The organism is Niabella soli DSM 19437 (assembly GCF_000243115.2).
Lineage (GTDB): Bacteria > Bacteroidota > Bacteroidia > Chitinophagales > Chitinophagaceae > Niabella > Niabella soli.
In genome coordinates this window covers 4,385,234-4,406,202 of sequence record NZ_CP007035.1, presented here as the reverse complement: position 1 = coordinate 4,406,202, position 20,969 = coordinate 4,385,234, and the positions used below count along the sequence as shown (strand labels likewise).

Sequence of the window (20,969 nt, the reverse complement as noted above, 5' to 3'; positions counted from 1 at the left end):
GAAACCCTTTGCGTCGGCGTCCCACTGCGCCTCCGCGTGAAACCCCAACACCGTCACCTAAAAAATATATAACTCACCCCTATTGAAGTCAGCACGGCAATGAGGTCCACCAGCAGCATGATCCCTACTGCATACCTGGTGTTCTTTATCCCAATGGCACCGCAATACACGGCGATGATATAGAAGGTTGTATCCGATGCCCCCCGGAAGACCGAGGTCATGTTGCCCACAAACGAATCCGGATGATGCACTTTTAAGGTATCGATCATCATGGCGCGGGTGCCGCTGCCGCTAAATGGCTTCAGTAAGGCCGTGGGTAAAGCATCCGCAATGCGGGGATCCCCACCCAACCCATGAAACAGGTATTTTACCCCATCCATTACAAAGTCGAATACGCCGCTGTTGCGTAGCAGGCTAATGGCAACCAATAATCCAACCAGGTAAGGAATAATTTTTACAGCCACTTCAAATCCGTCTTTCGCGCCATCAACAAAAGCGTCAAAAATGGGTGTTTTTTTATAAATGGCACCGGCAAGAATCAAAAGAAAAAGCAAGAGAATGAGCGCATTACTTAATGTAAGGGAGAACACCTGCACACCTTTGGCATCCAGAGTACGCACGTATAAGATCAAACCCGTGATCACCGCAATGATCCCGGCAATCCAGAGGACGATCACCGGCTGAAAAAGCTTTATTTTTTGTTTAACTGAAACCAGGATCAGCGCTGAAATGGCCGCCACGAACCCAACGATCAGGCAGGGAATAAATATTTGCGTAGGAAATTGTGATTTTAACGTAACCCGGTCGGCAATGATTGCAGTGGGGATCAGTGTTAAGCCCGCCGCGTGCAAACACAAAAACATTAACTGAGCATTACTGGCGGTTTCTTTACTGGGGTTCAGTTCCTGCAGGCTTTCCATCGATTTTATTCCAAAAGGCGTAGCGGCGTTATCCAATCCCAGTAAAATAGCCGAATAATTCATGATCATATGCCCCAGTGCGGGATGATCTTTTGGCAGATCAGGAAATATCTTTGAAAAAAAAGGGCCGATAATCCTTGACAGGAACCGGATACCCCCTGCTCTTTCCGCGATATTCATAAACCCCAGGAAGAGCGCCATAATACCGATCAGGCCCAGGCAGAGGTTTACCGCATCCTTTGTTGTTTCAAAAACGCCATTAGCGTTCTGTAGTTTAAACACCCGGAAGGAGCCACTTTTGTCCTTTGTGACATTAACATTTTCCCACACCGCCACGGGGTGCGCATCGCTGAGCTGCTGCCGGACGGTTACCGGCACGGCCAGTGAATCGATGGGGCGCACCATTGTGGTATCGCCACTCCTGCCCGTCACCAATTGGCTAAAGAGCTGTTCCTGCCCCGGTTGAAACAAGTATCGTCCCAGCGTAACCGCTAATGCCACCAGTATAAATGCCGACCAAATTCTGCTTAATGCCATTGAAAATGTAAAATATTGAATGTAGCCCCGATAGCTATCGGGAGTAAAACAGGTCGAAAGTTAGCATATTATTTTAAAACAGGGATATTAGTTGTACCTTTGCGCGCTAAAAATCAGTTTTCAGGTGTCAGTTATCAGTCTTCAGTTTTGTGATAGCTAATAGCTGATGACTGAAAACTATTAACTGATAACTAGTAACTCAAACATATGGCATTACAGGCAGGCATTGTAGGACTACCAAATGTGGGCAAATCCACTTTATTTAACGCGGTGAGCAATAGTGCGAAGGCGCAGGCCAGCAATTACCGTTTTTGTACCATTGAACCGAACGTGGGGTTAGTGAATGTACCAGACGAACGTTTGAATGTATTAACCACCCTGGTAGTGCCTGAACGGATCGTGCCCACGCAAATTGAGATCGTGGACATTGCGGGCCTGGTGCGCGGCGCCAGCAAGGGCGAAGGCCTGGGCAACAAGTTCCTGGCAAACATTCGCGAAGTGGATGCGATCATTCACGTGATCCGTTGTTTTGAAGATGAAAACATCCTGCGTGATGAAGGTGCGATCAATCCTGTGGGAGACAAGGAAATTATTGATACCGAACTGCAGTTAAAAGACCTGGACAGTGTAGAAAAACAATTGCAGAAAAAGGAAAAACAAGCCAAAACAGATTCCAAGATAAAAGTGGAAGTAGAAATACTGCAACGCTGCAAAGCGCACCTGGAGCAGGGTAAAAGCATCCGCTCCCTGGAGCTGAGCAAAGAAGACAAAGCCGTTGTTGCTGACCTGTTCCTGCTTACAGACAAACCCGTGCTGTATGTAGCCAATGTAGATGAACCTTCCATGCATACCGGCAACAAATTTTCAGAAGCCCTGAAAGAAGCGGTAAAGAACGAAGCGGCAGAAGTGATCATCATGAATAATTCTATAGAAGCCCAGATCTCTGAAATGGAAGACCCGGACGATAAGGCTTTATTTATGGATGAATATAAAATGAAAGAACCTGCCCTGGACCGCCTGATCCGTTCGGCTTACCAGCTACTGGGGTTAAACACATATTTTACCGCCGGCGTGCAGGAAGTACGCGCCTGGACCTTTCATAATGGCTGGAAAGCACCACAGTGCGCGGGGGTGATCCATACCGATTTTGAAAAAGGGTTCATTAAAGCGGAGGTGATCGCCTATAACGATTTTGTAAAGTATAAGTCGGAAGCCGGCGCCCGCGATGCCGGCAAGCTGCGTATTGAAGGAAAAGAATACCTGGTGAAGGATGGGGATATTATGCACTTCCGGTTTAACGTGTAAACGTATGGGAGACCTGTGAGGTTTTAGAAACCTCGCAGGTCTTTTCGTTAGTCCTCCCAAACCCGGGTGCCCTCACTGCAGTTGGCACAGATCTCGATATTTCCCCGGCCGCTGCTCAGGTCCTTGCGGAACTTTTTATACGGGCCGCTGTTCCAGATCTCCTTAAAAGATTGCTCCTTTAAATTACCTAACCGGTACGTAGCGTCTTTGTCAAAACAACAGGGCACTACCAGACCGTCCCAGGTGATCACATTGGCGTGGTGCATTTTCCAGCAACTGCCCGCTATTTTTTTCTTAGTGGAATAGGTTCCATCGTCATTCTTTTTATAGCGCCGGTATTTATTGATGGTGGGGATCAGTTGATTGGGATCGGTTTGGTAATCGTATACCTGCGCTGTTTTAAAGCGGATATCATCGACCCCGATCTCTTCGGCCAGTTTTTTTACGTCTTCAATCTGGTGCTCATTGGGTTTTACTACCAGGAACTGGAAGAAAACATAGGGCGTTTTACTCTTAAGCTCCTTTTTCCATTTTACGATATGGCGCGCAGCATCCAGCACTTTATTGATGTTCCCTCCCACCCGGTACTGTTCATATACATCCTGCGTGGTTCCGTCTAAAGAAATGATCAACCGGTCCAGACCGCTTTCAACGGTGCGCTTCGCCATTTCACTGGTCATATAATGCCCGTTGGTACTGGTGGCAGTATAGATCTTTTTGGAGGAAGCATATTGGACCATATCCAGGAAACCAGGGTTCAAATAAGGCTCGCCCTGGAAATAAAAGATCAGGTACAGCAGTTCTTTGTGAATTTCATCAATCGTTTTTGTAAAGAAATCTTTCTGCAACATACCCTTTGGCCGGGTAAAAGCCCGCAGGCCACTGGGGCACTCGGGGCAACGCAGGTTACAACTGGTTGTTGGCTCAAAGGAAACAGAAACAGGGTATCCCCACTGAATATCTTTTTTCAAAAGACGCCCCACCTGGTAGCTGCTGTATACTTTCAGTCCGTTCCAGACACGCCGGGGGGTGAGTTTGCTCAGTAAATTAAGTGAATCGGGCCAATTCATTGTGCGATGTAATTGAAACTGCAAATATACACAATAAATAAAAGATGGATAAAACCCAGCAGGACCGGGCTCAATGAGATTTTTTTTTGCTCACAGATTCCGCAGATTTGCACAGATTTTAAAAACGTTCTGTGAAAATTTGTACAATCAGTGAATCTTCCTTTTATATTGGTAAACGATGCATTTCGATGCATATCTTCTTCCTAATATTTACAGCCTATTTAACGTTAAATCTAAAGAAAACGTCTTTATATGCCGCTACATTACGTCCATTCAATTCAGCCGGTTTAAATTGTTTTAGTTTTTTAACAACACGCACCACTTCCTTCTCCATTCCATACCCGTTTTTTGTTAGAGCTGTCAACTGGCTTATTCCGCCTTTTTTACTCACTACAAGCCTTACATCAACCAGGTATGTGCCTGCCGGAGCTCCTAGCTTTTTCGGCATAGCCGGATTAATATTTTTGTTTAGAAAACGAGCGCATGAGTCGCTTCCAAATGGAAACACCGGATCAGTAGTTGTTTTTCTGAAAATCGTATCGCCATTGGCATCTTTTTTAAAAGATTCAAAAAAGCAGTTGCACCCAATCTTAGTTGTATCTGCTACCGAAGAGATATAGCTACCCCGTACTTTTTTTAGCTCTTTTCCTTTGCAGGCATTTAAAACGCATATGCCGAAAATAATTATGATCACTTTCATGCTGAGTTTTAAAGCTTAGAGCTAAAAGCCGCGCATTTCCATATGGGCTACATAAATAAAAAACGGCCCCGATGAGGCCGTTTTCAGGAGAAACCAATAAGGTTGGCTTGTCCGCTGTGGCGGAAAACCTTATTGGTTTATTGCTGCTTTGCAGCAAATTCCCTGCGGATAATGTTTAATGCGGCACCTGCCTTAAACCATTCGATCTGCTGTGCATTGTAAGAATGATTTACAGGGAAAGATTCTGTAGATCCGTCCTGGTGATGCAACACGATGGTCAACGGTTTGTCCGGTGCAAATTCAGTAAGGCCGATGATATCAATAGTATCATCTTCCTGTATTTTATCGTAATCTTCTTTATTTACAAACGTCAATGCCAGCATCCCCTGTTTTTTCAGGTTGGTTTCGTGGATACGGGCAAAGGATTTTACCAGCACCGCACGGGCACCTAAATGACGGGGCTCCATAGCGGCATGCTCGCGGCTGCTGCCTTCCCCATAGTTTTCATCGCCTACGATCAGCGTACCGACCCCCTGCGCTTTATACGCACGTTGCGTTGCCGGCACAGGACCGTATTCGCTCGTCAACTGGTTCTTTACACTGTCCGTTTTGTCGTTGAAGAAATTCACGGCGCCGATCAGCAGGTTATTGGAGATATTGTCCAGGTGGCCGCGGAACTTTAGCCAGGGGCCGGCCATGGAAATATGATCCGTTGTACATTTTCCTTTTGCTTTGATCAGCAATTTCAATCCCTTCAGATCGGTTCCTTCCCATGCTGGGAATGGATCTAACAATTGCAAACGCTTGCTGTCCGGAGCCACTTTCACCTCCACACCAGAGCCATCTGCGGCGGGAGCCTGGTACCCGGGATCATCTACCGAAAATCCTTTTGCAGGCAGTTCGTCACCTGTGGGAGGATCCAGTTTAACGGTTTCTCCTTTTTCGTTTACCAATGTATCTGTAAGCGGATTAAAAGTAAGATCCCCGGCAATGGCCAGTGCCGTTACCAGTTCAGGCGAAGCCACAAAAGCGTAAGTATTCGGGTTACCGTCGGCACGTTTGGCAAAATTCCGGTTGAACGAGTGCACGATGGTATTCTTTTCCTGTTTGTCGGCCCCCACGCGGTTCCACATACCAATGCAAGGTCCGCAGGCATTGGCAAATACGGTAGCACCGATGCTGGCAAAAGTATCCAGGAACCCATCGCGCTCAATAGTATAGCGCACCTGCTCGGAGCCTGGTGTAATCGTAAATTCTGCTTTTGTTTTCAGCCCTTTTTCCGCCACTTGTTTTGCCAGTGATACGGCACGACCGATATCTTCATAAGAAGAGTTGGTGCAGCTCCCGATCAGACCCACTTCTACTTTTGTTGGCCATTCGTTGGCTTTGGCCACTTCTTTCATTTTAGAGATCGGCGTAGCCAGATCCGGTGTGAACGGTCCGTTCAGGTGGGGTTCCAGCTCACTTAAATTAATTTCGATCACCTGGTCGAAATATTGTTCGGGGTTGGCATATACTTCGGGATCTGCTGTCAGTTGATCTTTGATGGCATCAGCAGCAGCAGCCACATCTTCGCGCCCGGTGGCTTTCAGGTAGCGGCTCATGCTATCATCGTAGGCAAAAGTAGAGGTGGTAGCCCCAATTTCTGCGCCCATATTACAAATAGTGCCCTTGCCGGTACAGCTAAGTGATTGAGCGCCTTCGCCAAAATATTCCACGATACAACCGGTTCCGCCTTTTACGGTCAGGATGCCGGCCACTTTCAGGATCACGTCTTTTGCAGCGGTCCAGCCGTTTAATTTACCGGTTAATTTGATCCCGATCAGTTTGGGCATTTTTAATTCCCAGGGAAGACCACTCATTACGTCACATGCATCGGCTCCGCCTACGCCTATGGCGATCATCCCCAATCCGCCGGCGTTTACCGTGTGACTGTCGGTACCGATCATCATCCCGCCGGGAAAGGCATAATTTTCCAATACCACCTGGTGAATGATACCCGCCCCGGGTCTCCAGAAACCGATACCGTATTTATTAGATACAGAAGAAAGAAAATCAAACACTTCGCTGCTTTCCTGTTTGGCAATGGCCAGATCTTTACCGGCTCCTGTTTGCGCCATGATCAGGTGATCGCAATGTACGGTGGAGGGAACAGCCACTTTATCGCGCCCGGCCTGCATAAACTGCAACAGCGCCATTTGCGCGGTAGCATCCTGCATGGCAACGCGATCCGGAGCGAAATCAACATAATCGACGCCGCGCTGATACGCTTTTGTTGCGGGAGCCGACAGGTGCGCATATAATACTTTTTCGGTATAGGTTAAGGGTTTATTTACCAACTTGCGCGCCTCATTTACCTTAGCTGCAAACCCCGCGTAAGCCCTCTGAATCAGGTCGATATCAAATGCCATAGAAAAATATTTAATTGGATGTGAACGAATTGGCGCGAATTTACAAAAATTTAGTCTAAAATCCGGGATCAATTCCTGCAGGGTTCCGTATTATTTTGAGGATAAGGCCTCCTCCAATTGTTTTATAAGAACGCTTCGTTTCATAGGGTATTGGCTGCGCGCCAGCTCGTAGCTCCCGTCTGGTTTTATTACTATGTACGTCGGAAAGCCGGTGCCTTTTACCTTATCCATAATATCTTTCGTAAGACCAGGGCTGGCCAGGATATGCAGACCGGTAAGGCTATAATAAGGAATAAGCTTTTCCCATTTCTCAATATTGGCCTGATCATGATTGGCCACATATACAAAACTGAGCTCTTTATCTTTAAAATATTCCTTAAGTGGTGCACTGTTTTCCTGAATTTCCTGTCTGCAGGGGCTACACCAGGTGCCCCACATATCCAGTAATACCGCTTTACCTTTTACCAGTTTCAGCAAATCATCAAATGTTTTTAACGAATCCGGGTTCTCTATTAATACCATTTTGTTGGTAAGCGGCCGGGCTTCCTGTTCCTTTACCGTTTTTACGTAGGGCTCCAGGTAAGGTAAATAGGCGCTGTTTGGAAATTTTCGTCTGAAGCGCTCAAAAATTTCGGGAACACTTTCTTGTTTGTCATTCATCGTAGACTTTAAAAGCGCCCCATACAGGAACTCCGCCGTTTGCCCGTGGAAATATCTATTGATGATCCTTTCCTGCAAATCATTTTCCATATCGCTTAGAAATAGCTTCTTCCCCTCCTGTTCACTGGTATGATACCAGTCTTTATAAAAAGAAGCCGGATTTTTATGGCTTTCCTCCCATAAAGACTCTTTCTTTCTAAAAACGTACATCGGCAAAAAATAAACAAAATCCGGAATATCCAATACCTGGGGGTCATTTAGTGGGTTCGCAGCCACCAGCGCGTCTTCTTCGGTTTGCCAGGTCTGTTGGTTGCGACGAAAGGCCTCACCGGCTGAAAATTTTTGCTGGCCTTTAAATTGAATAAATTCCCAAACCGGAAAATACCGGTTATGCAATTGCAGCAGCTTCACGAATGCCTGGGTGGGTTTATATTTGTCAATATAGGCATGTGTCACCATTTTATTTCTGTCGTTCTGTTTCGAAAGCGCCTGAAGCACCCGCTCTGGCAGGGAATCTCTTGCATACGATTTCAGATCTAGACTATTGTAAATTCCCTGGATTGCCGGTTGATTATTCTCACTTCCTCTGCCGGTAACCGTTATTGAATAATCCGCTTGCTGCCGGTTTACGGTAAACAACAAACTATCGCCGGGTGTTAACAGGAATTGATAGCGGGAACTCTTTTTTATAGTTACATCTTCATAATCAAGGACTATAAACGTTGGTTTTGCCAACGAGAACTTTTGAATCACTTCCCCTTCCCGGAGCGGCGCCGACCAATACCTTTTTTTAAACAGGACCTCAGGATTTGAATAATCATTGTTAAGCACTTCTATTTGTTTTACATTCATATTGCCGAAGCGCGCAACAATGACTGCTTCCTGGCCCATGGCATGAAGTAATTGCCCAGAAAGAAAAATCATCAAAAAAAGATGCTTCATTTTGTTAGTTTTTTGAATGGCAACGTTTTGTGTTTGTAGAAAGATAATTAAAAAGCATTAATTAACAATTATTATTGTCATTTAATTAAATATTAAATATTTTTGCAGTATCAATTTTGATACCCTAACTATGAACCGTCTTAAAAGTTTTGTTGAATGGAATGCGTTCGGCGTTTGTTCTTCTATCGGGAACAAACTGCGTATCTCCCCCAGCCGTATCCGCCAGTATTTTATTTACACTTCGGTGTTAACAATGGGGTCCCCCATCATTATTTACCTGGTGCTGGCGTTTTTCAAAAATGTAAAAAATTACATCAATTCTTCTAAAAGAAATCCTTGGTATTATCTGTAGAGTTGCTGGTTACAGGTTTCAGGTTGCGTTAGCGTTGGCATTTTGCATTACGCGTTGAGCGTTTGGCATTCAAGAGGCGTCAGTTTATAGGAACCTTTTCACTAACCATCCTGCCTTTTTGCAGTGTTAGCGTAAAAGTAGTACCCACCCCCTCCTCACTTTCTGCATGTATAGCGCCTTTATTCCGCTGGGCAAATTCCTTGCATAATAATAATCCCAGGCCTGTACCTCTTTCGCCATGTGTTCCAAATCCCGGTTGTTGCAGTCCCGCGAATAATGCTTTGGCCCGTTGTTCATCCATCCCTACGCCTTCATCGGCCACCCGGAGCCATACCTGGTTTTCTATTTTATCCGCCGTAATGACGATCCTGCCGTCTTCATAACTAAATTTCAATGCATTGCTAACCAGGTTACGCAGGATAACCGAAACCTGGTCCAGGTCTGCATAAACCGCCAACTCCTCATCGCCCTGCACCTCAATGTGTATCCGCTTTTGTGCAGCTACCGCTTTAAAAAGCTGAATAACCTCCTCTACAACGGGCAAAATTAAAAAATGCTCCGCGTGCGTTTTTATGCCCTTCATCCCGATCGTACTCCAGCGAAGCAGGTTATCCATGGTTTTATTGAGCCCTGCCACGCGACTCCGGATCACTGAAGAAGCCTCATTTAGTTCTGCCTCATTTAACATGCCATCCTGAAACTGGTCCATCAGTACTTCCAGGCTTGCCAGGGGGCTACGGATATCGTGCGCAATAATGGAAAATAATTTTTCTTTATCCTGATTCATGTGGAACAGTGTCTGTTTTTGTTTTTCGATTGCCTGCTGATAATCCTGTTGAATACTTTTAAAGAAGTACAACGCCAGCACAGTAAAGAGCATCGACAATGCAATATTGCTCCACACCCTGCCGGTACCCATCGGCGATCCTATTTGCAGCGGACTGGGGAAGGTTAACGACAATACCGTTGCCGTAATGATAAGCGAACTGAGAATCGCTATAACCCATTTATTGTCAAATATGATGATCGTAAGCACCAGGGTATTCAGTAAATAATATTCTGCCCCTGTATGAAAATAGCAGCCTGAAATGGTATAAACAAAAAGACAGCAACCGATCCGGCTATACCGGGCGGCCATATACCGGTGCTTTTTATGAAAGACCAGCACCATCAACATTGACAGCAGGTTAATGATATTGATCCCTGCAAGGAAATAGCGCCCCTGCATCCAATTCAAAAAAGGATAAAAACATACAAGGGGCAGTGCAATGGCCGCCAGCATATTCATTAACTGAACGCGACGGGATTCAAGCAGTGGCAAATCGGGCTCAATACCCATATTGACAATCCCGACCCAATAGCGGCGGAATAATTGACTGATTTTCATATACATAAAAAACAAAACGTATTAGTCAGCCAAACAGGCTGTATTTCCCAAAGCAGTAAATTTTACCAAATGCTCAATTCTTTCTAAATCTACAACAAAAGTAATCCGAAAAAAGTGTAACATTTTGAAAGTTTTTACTATTATTAATAAAAGAACAGTAATTACGTTTGAACCAGGCTTTAGCAATAGCAATAGATGAGCAAGTTGAACTTTGTAAAAAAGGCGACAAATCGGCCTATTTTGAAATATATGAGCGTTATGCGAAACCCATGCTGAACAGCAGCATGCGCATTTTAAATAATATAGCGGACGCGGAAGATATGGTACAGGAAGCCTTTATAGATGCTTTTAACAACCTGGAATCCTTTACCTATAAAAGTTCTTTTGAGGCCTGGCTGCGCAGGATCGTTATTAACAAATCGATCAGCCTGCTGCGGAAGCAAAAAATAAACTGGACAGATAAGGACCTCAGTAATGCCAGCATCACTGATGCGGACGCTGTTAATGAAGAGGCCTTTGCATCAGATATCGTTCGCATAAAAGCTGCGATAAAAATGTTGCCCGACAACTACCGGGTCATTTTTAATTTGTTTGTTATTGATGAGCTGAAGCAGGAAGAAATCGCTTCACTATTAAACATTTCCCATAATAATGTGCGCACCATCTACCATCGCGCAAAGAAAAAGGTGCTGGACATATTAAATACAACCCCGAATGAGTAATAAACTGGAAGATTTTATACGTAAGAATAAACAGGCGTTTGACGACCATGAGCCTTCCGGGGCCTTATGGAAGCGTCTGGAAAAAAAAATGCAGGGAATGGAAACCCCTGATCCTGCCCCGGTGGTTAAAATTAATTGGTGGAAATGGGCCGCCGCCGCTATGATCATTATCACTGCCGGCGTATTAAGCCGCCCTTATTGGCAGCACCGCTCTGATCCGGCCATGCCGGTTGCATTACAGGCGCCCAACGAAAAGGATACCAACACACAGGAACCGGGCAGGGATACTTTGGAAGCAACACAACCCTCCCTGGCCCACGGGGAAAACCATCCCAAACAGCGGGGCGAACAGGAACCTAAGCAAAATAATGTTACGGTTGAAAATGTACAACCGGATGGAACAGCAAAAGAAGAATTGTATCACTATGCCCGCCTGATAGAAATTAAACAAAAGGAAATTGCTACGTTAAAAAATAACCACCCCGAATTATTTGAACAGTTTTCCCAGGACCTTACTACACTGAACAGTTCTTACAGCTCCCTTAAAAAACAATATGATGAGGGACTCAACAGTGAACAACTGTTAAGCGCTATGATTGAGAACCTGAAGCTACAAACAGAGGTGTTGAACAAGCAATTGGAAATTACAAAAAAAATCAAAAAACAAAAAAATGAAGCGCAGTTTAAAAATATTTAGCGTACTGTTACTGCTGATCTTTATCACCCGGCAGGCAGTTGCAGCAGATGATTTTGAATTTGAAAAGAAGAAGACCTTTACGCAAACCTATTCGCTGGCAGGCAATAAAGAAGTCTCCTTAAAAAACAGCTTTGGAAGAATTGTTATTCATACCTGGCGCCGGGGCGAGGTTAAGGTAGATGTGACCATCACTGCAAAATCGAACCAGGAAGCAAAAACACAGGACATTTTAGATGGGATCCGTATTCTTTCGAATGACGGCGCTACCATCAGTTTCGAAACCAAAATAAATTCAAATAATAATAACAATTATACCAGTTCCGGTAATAAAAAAGAATACCGGAACAGCTCTTCTTCTATGGAGATCAATTACGAGGTGTACCTTCCGGAAACAACCTCATTAAAAATCACCAACAAGTTTGGCCCCGTATTGGTACCGGACTGGCGGGGCGACTTACATATTGATGAATCTTTCGGCGATCTGACAACCGGCATTATTTCAAAAAACAAGGGCATTACCGTTAAGTTCGGGAAGTTGCTATCCAAAAAAATTATCGACCCGGATCTTACCGTAGAGTTTTCAACCGTTAAAATAGACGCCCTGTCGGGAGATGTAAAGGCAACACTTAAATTTTGCAAGAACTCGGAGATCGGGTTCGACCGGAATACCCGGGATGTGCAGCTCAATACTTCCTATACCAATATGATCCTGAATATTCCGTCGAACTTAAATACTACTTTGAGCATCCGTAATAGTTTTTCTGATCTGAAGAACCGCTCTTCCATCAACATCCAGGACATCACAAAAGAGACGCGGTACGGCCCTACTTTTACCCGGTCCTTTACCTCCACTATCGGAAACGGCGCGTCCAGCTTTTCAATAAAAAGCAGTTATAGTAATATAGAGATCCGGTAGGCGATTTTTACGCCGTCGTATTTTTTTGCCACTGATAATAAACCGGTATCAATTTTATTAAAATACTTGTGATGCTGATTGACTAATGGGGTATCGCTGCAGGATCAACTTATAGGCCGGGCCGATGGCTCTCTACTTTTAGTTGCGCGTTTTTAACAAGAAACTAAAGTTCCTTGTTAACCCATTAAACCGTGGCTGCGCCTCTTCAACGTTCACTGACTGGAGGTTTCAACTAGTTTAATCATATGCTCAATGTGACAGAAAGCCAGAGGCTTGCATTCTTCAGGTAACTTCGGAATTTATTCCGAAGTAATGAGCCAAATATAGGGGATTGAGTGCCATCGGCACGACCCATTTCGAAAGCAACCCCAGGCCTGCTATTGCTCTTAGCTAACGAGCACCCCGCCTGCTTTGATCACAATGAAGGAGAATCCATAAGTCCATTAGGATAATTTTGATACCGGTTCATTATGAAACACAGAAGCACTGAAGGAAAACCCGTAGGCCGCCAATAAAAAAGCCCTGCACTGATTTTTAAATAGTGCAGGGCTTTTGTTTTTTTAGTACCTCCCGTTAACTGCAACCCAAACTATTGCCGCAGTTCATACATTTATAACAGGTACCGCTTCTTACCGTAATATGTCCGCAAACATTGCAGGCCGGCGCATCCGATTGCATGGAAGCTGCTGCCTTGTTAACGGCGTCCAGGCCGTTATGCACATGCGTGTGTGCTACCACTTCGGGTTTGGGTGCCACGCGTCCCACCACTCTTACTTCACTTAACTCCGGCACCCTTTCGCCAATTGTTGGCGTACGCTCACTCCACGCTTCATCATTATCCACCTCATCCTCCAAGACAGTCTCGTTTGGTTTATCCAACACATGCACCAGGTCTGCACGGCCCAGATATTCATAAGCCAACGCACGGAACATAAAATCAATAATGGATGTGGTCGATTTTATATTGGGGTGCTGCACCATTCCCGCAGGTTCAAACCGGGTAAATACAAATTTTTCTACAAATTCTTCCAGGGGAACGCCGTATTGCAAACCTATAGAAACCGCGATTGCAAAACAGTTGAGCATGCTCCGCATGGTAGCGCCTTCCTTTGCCATGTCAATAAAGATCTCGCCTAAAGTACCATCACTATATTCCCCGGTACGCAGGAACAGGGTTTGGCCGTTGATCTTTGCTTTCTGGGTATAGCCCCTGCGTTTAGCCGGAAGCGAGCGCCGCTCAACGATCATTGCCAGTTGGCGTTTTAAAGAAGTGTCTTTGCTGTTCTGCACCCGGTGGTTCACTTCCTCCAGTAATTCATCAATCGTCAGTTTTCCCAAATCAACAATGGGCGATTCGGCTATAACTTCTTCCGTGGCTTCCTTCTGTTTTTTGGTGTCGGCTTTATTGCTCAAAGGCTGGCTTAGTTTAGAGCCATCCCTGTACAACGCACAGGCTTTCAGCCCCAGCTCCCAACTCAATTTATAAGAATCTGCGATTTCTTCCACCGTTGCTTCATTAGGCAGGTTGATGGTTTTACTGATCGCCCCGCTCAGGAAGGGTTGTGCAGCCGCCATCATCCGGATATGACCGTGCGCATGAATATAGCGTTGGCCGGTTTGCCCGCATTTATTGGCACAATCAAAAACAGGATAGTCGGACTCTTTCAGATAAGGCGCGCCCTCAATCGTCATGGTACCGCACACATAGATATTAGCGGCTTCAATTTCTTTATCTGAAAAACCCAGGGCGTTCAGCATATTCCAACTAAAATCATTGTATTGATCGGGGCTGAATCCCAGGCGCTGCAAGCAGGCTTCCCCAAGCGTAAACACATTAAAAGCAAAAGAAATTTCAAAGGCTGTTGCCATGGCGGCGTTCAGTTTATCCACTTCTGCTGCGGTAAAGCCCTTGGCGATGAGTGTATCCCTATTGATATAGGGAGCCTCATTTAAGGTAGCATGGCCTTTTGCATAGTTGACAATGGCTTCGGATTCGCTCTCATTATAGCCCAATCTGCGCAAGGCCTGCGGCACACTTTGGTTAATAATTTTAAAGTACCCACCACCGCTTAGTTTTTTAAACTTCACCAATGCAAAATCAGGTTCTACCCCTGTGGTATCACAATCCATTACCAGGCCAATGGTTCCCGTGGGCGCAATAACAGTGGTTTGCGCATTGCGGTACCCATGTTGCTCGCCCCACTGTACCGCATTATCCCAGGCTTTGGTTGCGGCGGTTAATAAATAATCCGGGCAATAGGTGGCATTAATTCCCTGGGGGTTGATCTGGATGCCTTCATAAGCTTCACCAGCATCATAAGCCGCAGCCCGGTGGTTGCGCATTACCCGCAACATGTGCGTTTTATTTTCTTCGTATTTTGGAAAGGCGCCGAGGTTAGCTGCCATCTCCGCAGAGGTAGCATACGCAACACCGGTCATAATAGCCGTAATGGCTCCGGCAATCCCGCGCGCTGCATCACTGTCATAAGGAATACCATTTACCATCAGCATCGAGCCGATATTGGCATACCCTAATCCCAGCGTGCGGTAATCATAACTCAGTTGCGCTACTTCTTTTGAGGGAAATTGTGCCATCAATACAGAGATCTCCAGCACCACCGTCCAAAGACGGCAGGTGTATTCAAAACCCGATACATCAAAAAGATTATCCGTTTCATTAAAGAATTTGCGCAGGTTTACACTGGCCAGGTTACAAGCCGTATTATCCAGGAACATATACTCACTGCAGGGGTTGCTGGCGCGGATGGGGCCGCCTTCCGGGCAGGTATGCCATTCGTTGATGGTTGTATCGAACTGGGTACCCGGATCCGCACAACGCCAGGCGGCATAATTGATCTGATCCCACAGGTCTTTAGCTTTAACCGTGCGCATCGTTTTCCCGGTGCTCCGGGCTTTTAATTCCCAGTCGCCCTCTTCCGCTAATGCCTTAAAAAATGCATTAGGAATGCGAACCGAATTATTGCTGTTTTGCCCGCTTACCGTGCGATAAGCTTCGCCTTCATAATCGTTAGAATAACCGGCAGCAATCAGAGCCGCTACCTTTTTTTCTTCTTCCACTTTCCAGTTTACAAAATCCACAATTTCCGGGTGATCCAGGTCCAGGCAAACCATTTTGGCTGCACGGCGGGTAGTGCCGCCGCTCTTAATGGCCCCTGCGGCACGATCGCCTATTTTAAGAAAGCTCATCAGCCCGCTGGAAGTGCCACCCCCACTGAGCTTTTCGCCCTCACCGCGGATGCTGCTATAATTGGTGCCCACACCGCTGCCATATTTAAAAATGCGTGCTTCCCGCACCCACAGATCCATAATACCGCCATCATTCACCAGGTCGTCCTCTACACTTAAAATAAAACAGGCATGCGGCTGCGGCCGCTCGTAAGCCGATGTTGACTTTTTTAACTGCCCGTCCCGCTGATCCACAAAATAATGCCCCTGGGGCTTGCCACTTATTCCATATACTTCATGCAAACCGGTATTAAACCATTGCGGGCTGTTGGGCGCGCAGGATTGATTCAAGATAGAATACACCAGCTCGTCGTAAAAAACCTGTGCATCTCCGGCAGATGCAAAATAATCATACCGCTCACCCCACATGCGCCAGCAATGGGCCAGGCGGTGCGCTACCTGTTTAATGCTTTTTTCCCTGCCGGTTGTGCCATCGGCTTGCGGCACGCCTGCCCGGCGAAAATATTTCTGCGCCAATATATCTGTTGCGATCTGGCTCCACTGCTGAGGAACCTCCACATCATCCATCTGGAAGACCACCTCGCCGCTGGGGTTCTTGATCACAGAAGTACGAAAATCATATTTAAACTGATCGTAGGGACTCATTCCTTCCTGAGTATACTTCCTGGTAAAGCTCAGGCCTTTGTGGTTTTGTTTTTTAGATGGCGCCATATTTTTACGTTTGGTTGGTTAAGTTTAGAAACCATGTGTGGTTAACGAATTTACCTTAGCAAAGCCATGTTTCCCAGTGCTAAATATGCACAGTTGTGGATAAATTCAGCAAAAGCAACAGGGACCGGCCTCCTGACCGGTCAGCAGCTCAAACCTTGAAAAAAGGATCCGGGGTGGACGAACAAAATGGCTGGTATCGTATGCCAATTTAATGTCTGTAATGCTATTGTCGAATGCCACGAATCCTCCAGAGGCGGAGGGTTGCAGCATGATTTAAGGATACAACGAAAATGATTCCTACAGATCAGTGGCCAAAAAAGTCTCCCGCATCCCGATGGCTATCGGGAGCAAACTTTCGCAGAAAAATGAAGTGTAATCCGCGCCGCGCCATCGGCGCTCCCGATAGCCATCGGGATGCGTAATCTGCGGGCCACAAAGTGCGTCAAAGGCGCGTAATATTCGTGTCTGTTTTCTTTGAAAACACCTCCATTAGCTTATTCATTCGTGTCCCGATAGCTATCGGGATGGCCGCTTTTGGATTTAGGCGTTCATCCTAAAAAAGGATCAAACTTCCAGTTTCGACAATTTTAAATAGCCGATACGCAAGGTATCTTCTGTTAGCTGTTCTTCCTGCTGCAGGGTTAGGGCAAATTGCTTTTTTTGCGCGGCAGGCAGGATGTCTTCAACCGTAAACACTTCATCTACATCCACGCCGTATTTATTATCAACATGACTTGCTGCCTGCGCTGCGGCGTTGTATTCCTTGTAAAAAGAAGTTTGTTTTGCCTGTTGTACGGCCTCGCCGAGGTTCTTTGCCACCGCCAGTAATTTATAATGGTATTCTTCAAATACTCCCGGTTGGTAGCCTCCCAGGTTTATAAAAAACAATTGCGCTGATTTTGGCGCCTGCGTTCCACGTGCTGTTACACTTATTTTATAACCCTTTACGGTATTTACTTCCCGCCAGGCATCGATGTGAATCTTGCCTTCCGCTTCCGGCCAGAACGCATGGATGTGTGGAACAAGTTCGGCCAGGCTTTTGCCAATACAAAAAAACACATCATGCTGTTCTGTATGTCTCCCGGGAGGAGTGCACCCCAGCAACAGGTAAAATAGTTTATACCCTTCCATTATCATGCATTTTTAACAGGTTAAACAATTCGGTAAGGTTATCCACCGGTTGCCGGCAGGCATAGTGCTCGCAAAGATAGATCAGCAAAGGGTTTCCGGCCCGCTTATCAGCCAATAAAGGATAGTGTGCATCGGCGTTCGGCCCCGCCATAATAATTGCACCGGGTAAAAAATGGTGCAGTAATTCCTGCAAACTGCTTTTATAATCACCTATCAATGCTATCTCTTTGCTCCCCTGCTGCACCCTATAAAAAGCCAGCATCCAGGCGCCAAAAGAGGTTGGATATTTTATGATCGCATTTGCCAGTTGCACAATCATTTGCTCCGCTTGCACACGCCATTCCGGCAAATCAAAACATACCGATAGGTGCAACAAATTAGCCGCCATCACTGCATTACCTGATGGCGTGGCGCCATCATACACTTCTTTTTTCCTAAGAATAACATCCCCCTGGTTTTGGGGCGTGTAAAAGAAGTAGCCCGTTTCGGATTCAGCAAAATGTTCCTGTATTCCCTGGCACAACGCCCGCGCCTTTTCCAGATAAGAGTAATCGGCCGTTACGCGCGCCAACTGCAGGAGGGCCTCTATAAGATAGGCGTAGTCATCTAAAAATGCCGGGTACTTTGCAACGCCCGCTTTCCACACATGAGCAAAACTGCCGTCTGTATTTTCAAAAGCATTCAGCAGAAACCGCATATTATCCGTAGCCCGCTGCAAATAAGCCTCATTGCCGGTGGCTTCAAAAGCCTTGCTGTACGCAGTGTTCATGAGCGCGTTCCACCCCAAAATTATTTTATCATCTAATGCCGGGCGGATCCGGTGTGCCCTGGCAACAAGCAATTGCAGCCGCCCTTTTTCCAACAGCGCCTCCAGTAGGGTTTCATTGATCTCGTTCGTTGCAGCAAATTCTTTCAACGGAGTCAGGATTCTCAGGATATTCTTCCCCTCCCAGTTCCCGCTTTCGGTTATATCATAATAACGGCAAAACAGGTCGGCATCTTCCCGTAGCAGTTCCTCTATTTCTTTTTTACTCCATACATAAAACTTACCTTCTTCTCCCTCGCTATCTGCATCCAGGGCTGCGTAAAATCCACCGCTGGCATCCGTTAACTCCCGTTCAATAAATGCGATTGTTTGCTCAATGCAGCCGCGATACCGTTCATCCCGGGTAACCTGGTAGGCCTCACTTAAAGTAACGACCAGCAATGCATTATCATAAAGCATTTTTTCAAAATGGGGCGCCAGCCATTCAGTATCCGTTGCATAACGCGCAAAGCCCCCGCCCACCTGGTCATAAATCCCTCCTTCCATCATTTTATCCAGACTCAGCAATGCCTGCTGCAGGGCGTTATCGGCAAAGCTATCAGGACGATCCTTTTCAGCATAATGATACCTCAAAAGAAACCGGATCGTTTGGGTTTGCGGAAATTTAGGCGCCCGGCCAAAACCGCCCCAACTAGTATCGGCCTGCTTTAAAATAGCTGAGCAGGCTGCATCCACCTCATCCCGCAGAAAATCCGCCCCTGATCCGTCACCGATCCCAAACGAATTGGCATCCACCAGTTGTTGTGTTAGTCCTTCGGCTTGTTGCTGAATCGCCGTTCTTTTATTTTGAAAAGCATCCGACACTGCCGTTAACACGTCTTTCCAGGAGGGGCGATTGGCATAGGATACGGGCGGGTAATAGGTACCGCCATAAAAAGGCTTTTTATCCGGCGTAAGAAAAACATTCAGCGGCCAGCCACCACTTCCTGTCATGGTCTGCACCGCATCCATATAAATATGATCGATATCCGGGCGTTCTTCCCGGTCTACCTTTATATTGATAAAATGTTCGTTCATCAGGGCCGCCGTTGCTGCATCTTCAAAACTTTCCCGTTCCATTACATGGCACCAGTGACACGCTGCATAGCCGATGCTTACCAGGATGGGCTTATCCTCATTAATTGCTTTTTGCAAGGCTTTCTCTCCCCAGGGATACCAATCCACCGGGTTATGCGCGTGCTGCAATAAATACGGGCTTGTTTCGTGTATAAGATGATTAGACATTGGAATGCAAAATATAAAATATCGAATTTTGAATTACGAATGTAAACATTAATTATTTCGCATTGCCGTGGCGCACCTACGGCACGCCAAATCATTTGTGAAACATTTTTCTACAAAGCTTGCGCCGCTATAGAGTGGTTCGCAATTGAAAATATTAAATTCAGAATTTTAAATGTAAAACCATCGGAATTTAATGCCATTCTAAAACCAGGGTCTGTTGCGAAAACGATATATCAGTGAATTGAACGGAATCATAATCCTGGAAGCCACTTCTACATTTTATATTCTTTATTTATTATTTTTGATTTCCTCCCGGCCAGCTCCATTCCAAGAAAACCGGCATCGCCTTGCCCCAGGTAGCCACGTCATGCTTACCCTCGTCCAGTTCCAGATAAAAAAGATCTTCAGGCTGGTACCCTTTTTTCATAAGTTCTGCTACAGTATCACGGGTATCGTCCACGGCGTCGATAATACCATTATTGTTGCGATCCTGAGCTTCATCCAATAAGCCGCATTGTAAGAAAAATTTCAACCCCGGCGCATAGGCACCGTTGCGGATCTGTTGTTGCATAATGCGGTCCTTGTCATCGTCATAGGCCGGATCGTCCTGATCGATGCTCCGCCACCATAATGATCCCGAAAAAACGGCCGCTTTTGAGAATACCTCCGGATGATTCCATACAATATCCAGGGCGCTAAGGCCGCCGAGCGAAAAACCGGCGAAGGCCTTATCCCTGAATGTTTTTACATTGTATTTTTCAGCAATAAACGGCAGCAGTTCATTAATAATAAAAGTTGTATAGCTACCTGCCCGGTCGCCCCGCCCCAAATAATCAGTGGTGGCGGCAACGCCATATTCCCGTTTGCGATCAGCGCCTGCTGTAATACCGGCGCAAAGCACGGGGCCAATCGCTCCGCCGGAATAGCGATCAGAAAGAATCGTTTTAAAATCCATCGCTTGAAGGTCCTGTCCATCGTTGATCAGTAAAAGACTGAGCTCCGACAAATCTTCCACGCCTGTGGGCAGGTAAAAATCCAGGATAACATCCCTTTTCAGACAGGTGGAGGTAAACAATGCCCCTTCTACCCGATAGTCCAATTCATTAACGATACTCATCCGCTCAAAAATAATAAAATACCGGTTTCCGGATCTGGAATTTCCTGAGCCTATAATATTTTTTTGCGGATAAATACGGAATGGCTTATATTGACAATTGAATAGTTGTCATAAATACGATGCCTTTGAAAGCG

15 protein-coding genes are annotated in these 20,969 nt (G+C 45.9%); 5 read left to right on the top strand and 10 right to left on the bottom strand.

What is annotated here, in order from left to right; all coding sequences use genetic code 11:
- Positions 1-53: 53 nt before the first annotated feature.
- Entirely contained in the window at positions 54-1,457 is a 1,404-nt protein-coding gene (locus NIASO_RS18475; RefSeq protein ID WP_008588528.1) for a nucleoside recognition domain-containing protein, read from the bottom strand.
- 207 nt (positions 1,458-1,664) lie between these two features.
- Between NIASO_RS18475 and ychF the strand changes: the two genes are divergently transcribed.
- Positions 1,665-2,762: a redox-regulated ATPase YchF gene (gene ychF / locus NIASO_RS18470; RefSeq protein ID WP_008588526.1), complete on the top strand. Its 1,098-nt coding sequence runs from the start codon at positions 1,665-1,667 to the stop codon at positions 2,760-2,762.
- A 47-nt stretch (positions 2,763-2,809) separates the two neighbouring features.
- Here ychF and NIASO_RS18465 read toward each other — a convergent pair whose 3' ends face one another.
- The 4 genes from NIASO_RS18465 to NIASO_RS18445 all read right to left on the bottom strand — a co-directional run bounded on the left by NIASO_RS18465 (position 2,810) and on the right by NIASO_RS18445 (position 8,545).
- Positions 2,810-3,832, bottom strand: a complete 1,023-nt coding sequence (locus NIASO_RS18465; RefSeq protein ID WP_008588524.1) for a radical SAM/SPASM domain-containing protein — start codon at positions 3,830-3,832, stop codon at positions 2,810-2,812.
- Between the two features lie 217 nt (positions 3,833-4,049).
- On the bottom strand, positions 4,050-4,532 hold the full coding sequence (locus NIASO_RS18455; RefSeq protein WP_008588519.1) for an energy transducer TonB: 483 nt from the start codon (positions 4,530-4,532) through the stop codon (positions 4,050-4,052).
- A 137-nt stretch (positions 4,533-4,669) separates the two neighbouring features.
- Positions 4,670-6,943 (bottom strand): aconitate hydratase, encoded by a 2,274-nt coding sequence (locus NIASO_RS18450; RefSeq protein WP_008588517.1) that lies wholly within the window; start codon positions 6,941-6,943, stop codon positions 4,670-4,672.
- A gap of 90 nt (positions 6,944-7,033) precedes the next feature.
- Positions 7,034-8,545, bottom strand: coding sequence for a TlpA family protein disulfide reductase (locus NIASO_RS18445; RefSeq protein WP_008588515.1), 1,512 nt, complete (start codon positions 8,543-8,545; stop codon positions 7,034-7,036).
- 130 nt (positions 8,546-8,675) lie between these two features.
- On the opposite strand from NIASO_RS18445, the gene NIASO_RS18440 reads away from it, so the two are divergent.
- A complete protein-coding gene (locus tag NIASO_RS18440; protein WP_008588513.1) occupies positions 8,676-8,897 on the top strand; it encodes a PspC domain-containing protein in 222 nt (73 codons plus the stop codon).
- 79 nt (positions 8,898-8,976) lie between these two features.
- On the opposite strand, the gene NIASO_RS18435 is transcribed toward NIASO_RS18440, so the two are convergent.
- Complete coding sequence (locus NIASO_RS18435; protein ID WP_168128497.1) at positions 8,977-10,284, bottom strand: sensor histidine kinase; 1,308 nt, start codon at positions 10,282-10,284, stop codon at positions 8,977-8,979.
- A 167-nt stretch (positions 10,285-10,451) separates the two neighbouring features.
- On the opposite strand from NIASO_RS18435, the gene NIASO_RS18430 reads away from it, so the two are divergent.
- From NIASO_RS18430 to NIASO_RS18420, 3 genes are read left to right on the top strand one after another with little or no spacing between them, the layout of a single operon-like run.
- A complete protein-coding gene (locus NIASO_RS18430; protein WP_008588509.1) occupies positions 10,452-11,006 on the top strand; it encodes an RNA polymerase sigma factor in 555 nt (184 codons plus the stop codon).
- On the top strand, positions 10,999-11,703 hold the full coding sequence (locus NIASO_RS18425) for a hypothetical protein (RefSeq protein ID WP_008588507.1): 705 nt from the start codon (positions 10,999-11,001) through the stop codon (positions 11,701-11,703). The genes NIASO_RS18430 and NIASO_RS18425 overlap by 8 nt, the downstream gene beginning before the upstream one ends.
- Positions 11,678-12,619 carry a hypothetical protein gene (locus NIASO_RS18420; protein ID WP_008588504.1) on the top strand — a complete coding sequence of 314 codons (942 nt, stop codon included), beginning with the start codon at positions 11,678-11,680 and terminating at the stop codon, positions 12,617-12,619. The genes NIASO_RS18425 and NIASO_RS18420 overlap by 26 nt, the downstream gene beginning before the upstream one ends.
- Positions 12,620-13,192: 573 nt before the next feature.
- Here NIASO_RS18420 and NIASO_RS18415 read toward each other — a convergent pair.
- From NIASO_RS18415 to NIASO_RS18400, 4 genes are all read right to left on the bottom strand, one after another.
- Positions 13,193-16,537, bottom strand: coding sequence for a vitamin B12-dependent ribonucleotide reductase (locus NIASO_RS18415; protein ID WP_008588503.1), 3,345 nt, complete (start codon positions 16,535-16,537; stop codon positions 13,193-13,195).
- Positions 16,538-17,101: 564 nt separating this feature from the next.
- Positions 17,102-17,668 (bottom strand): DUF1543 domain-containing protein, encoded by a 567-nt coding sequence (locus NIASO_RS18410; protein ID WP_008588500.1) that lies wholly within the window; start codon positions 17,666-17,668, stop codon positions 17,102-17,104.
- Positions 17,655-19,718, bottom strand: coding sequence for a thioredoxin domain-containing protein (locus NIASO_RS18405; protein WP_008588499.1), 2,064 nt, complete (start codon positions 19,716-19,718; stop codon positions 17,655-17,657). Before NIASO_RS18405 ends, NIASO_RS18410 begins: the two co-directional genes overlap by 14 nt.
- A 295-nt stretch (positions 19,719-20,013) precedes the next feature.
- Positions 20,014-20,835 (bottom strand): alpha/beta hydrolase, encoded by an 822-nt coding sequence (locus NIASO_RS18400; RefSeq protein ID WP_008588497.1) that lies wholly within the window; start codon positions 20,833-20,835, stop codon positions 20,014-20,016.
- Between the last annotated feature and the right edge of the window lie 134 nt (positions 20,836-20,969).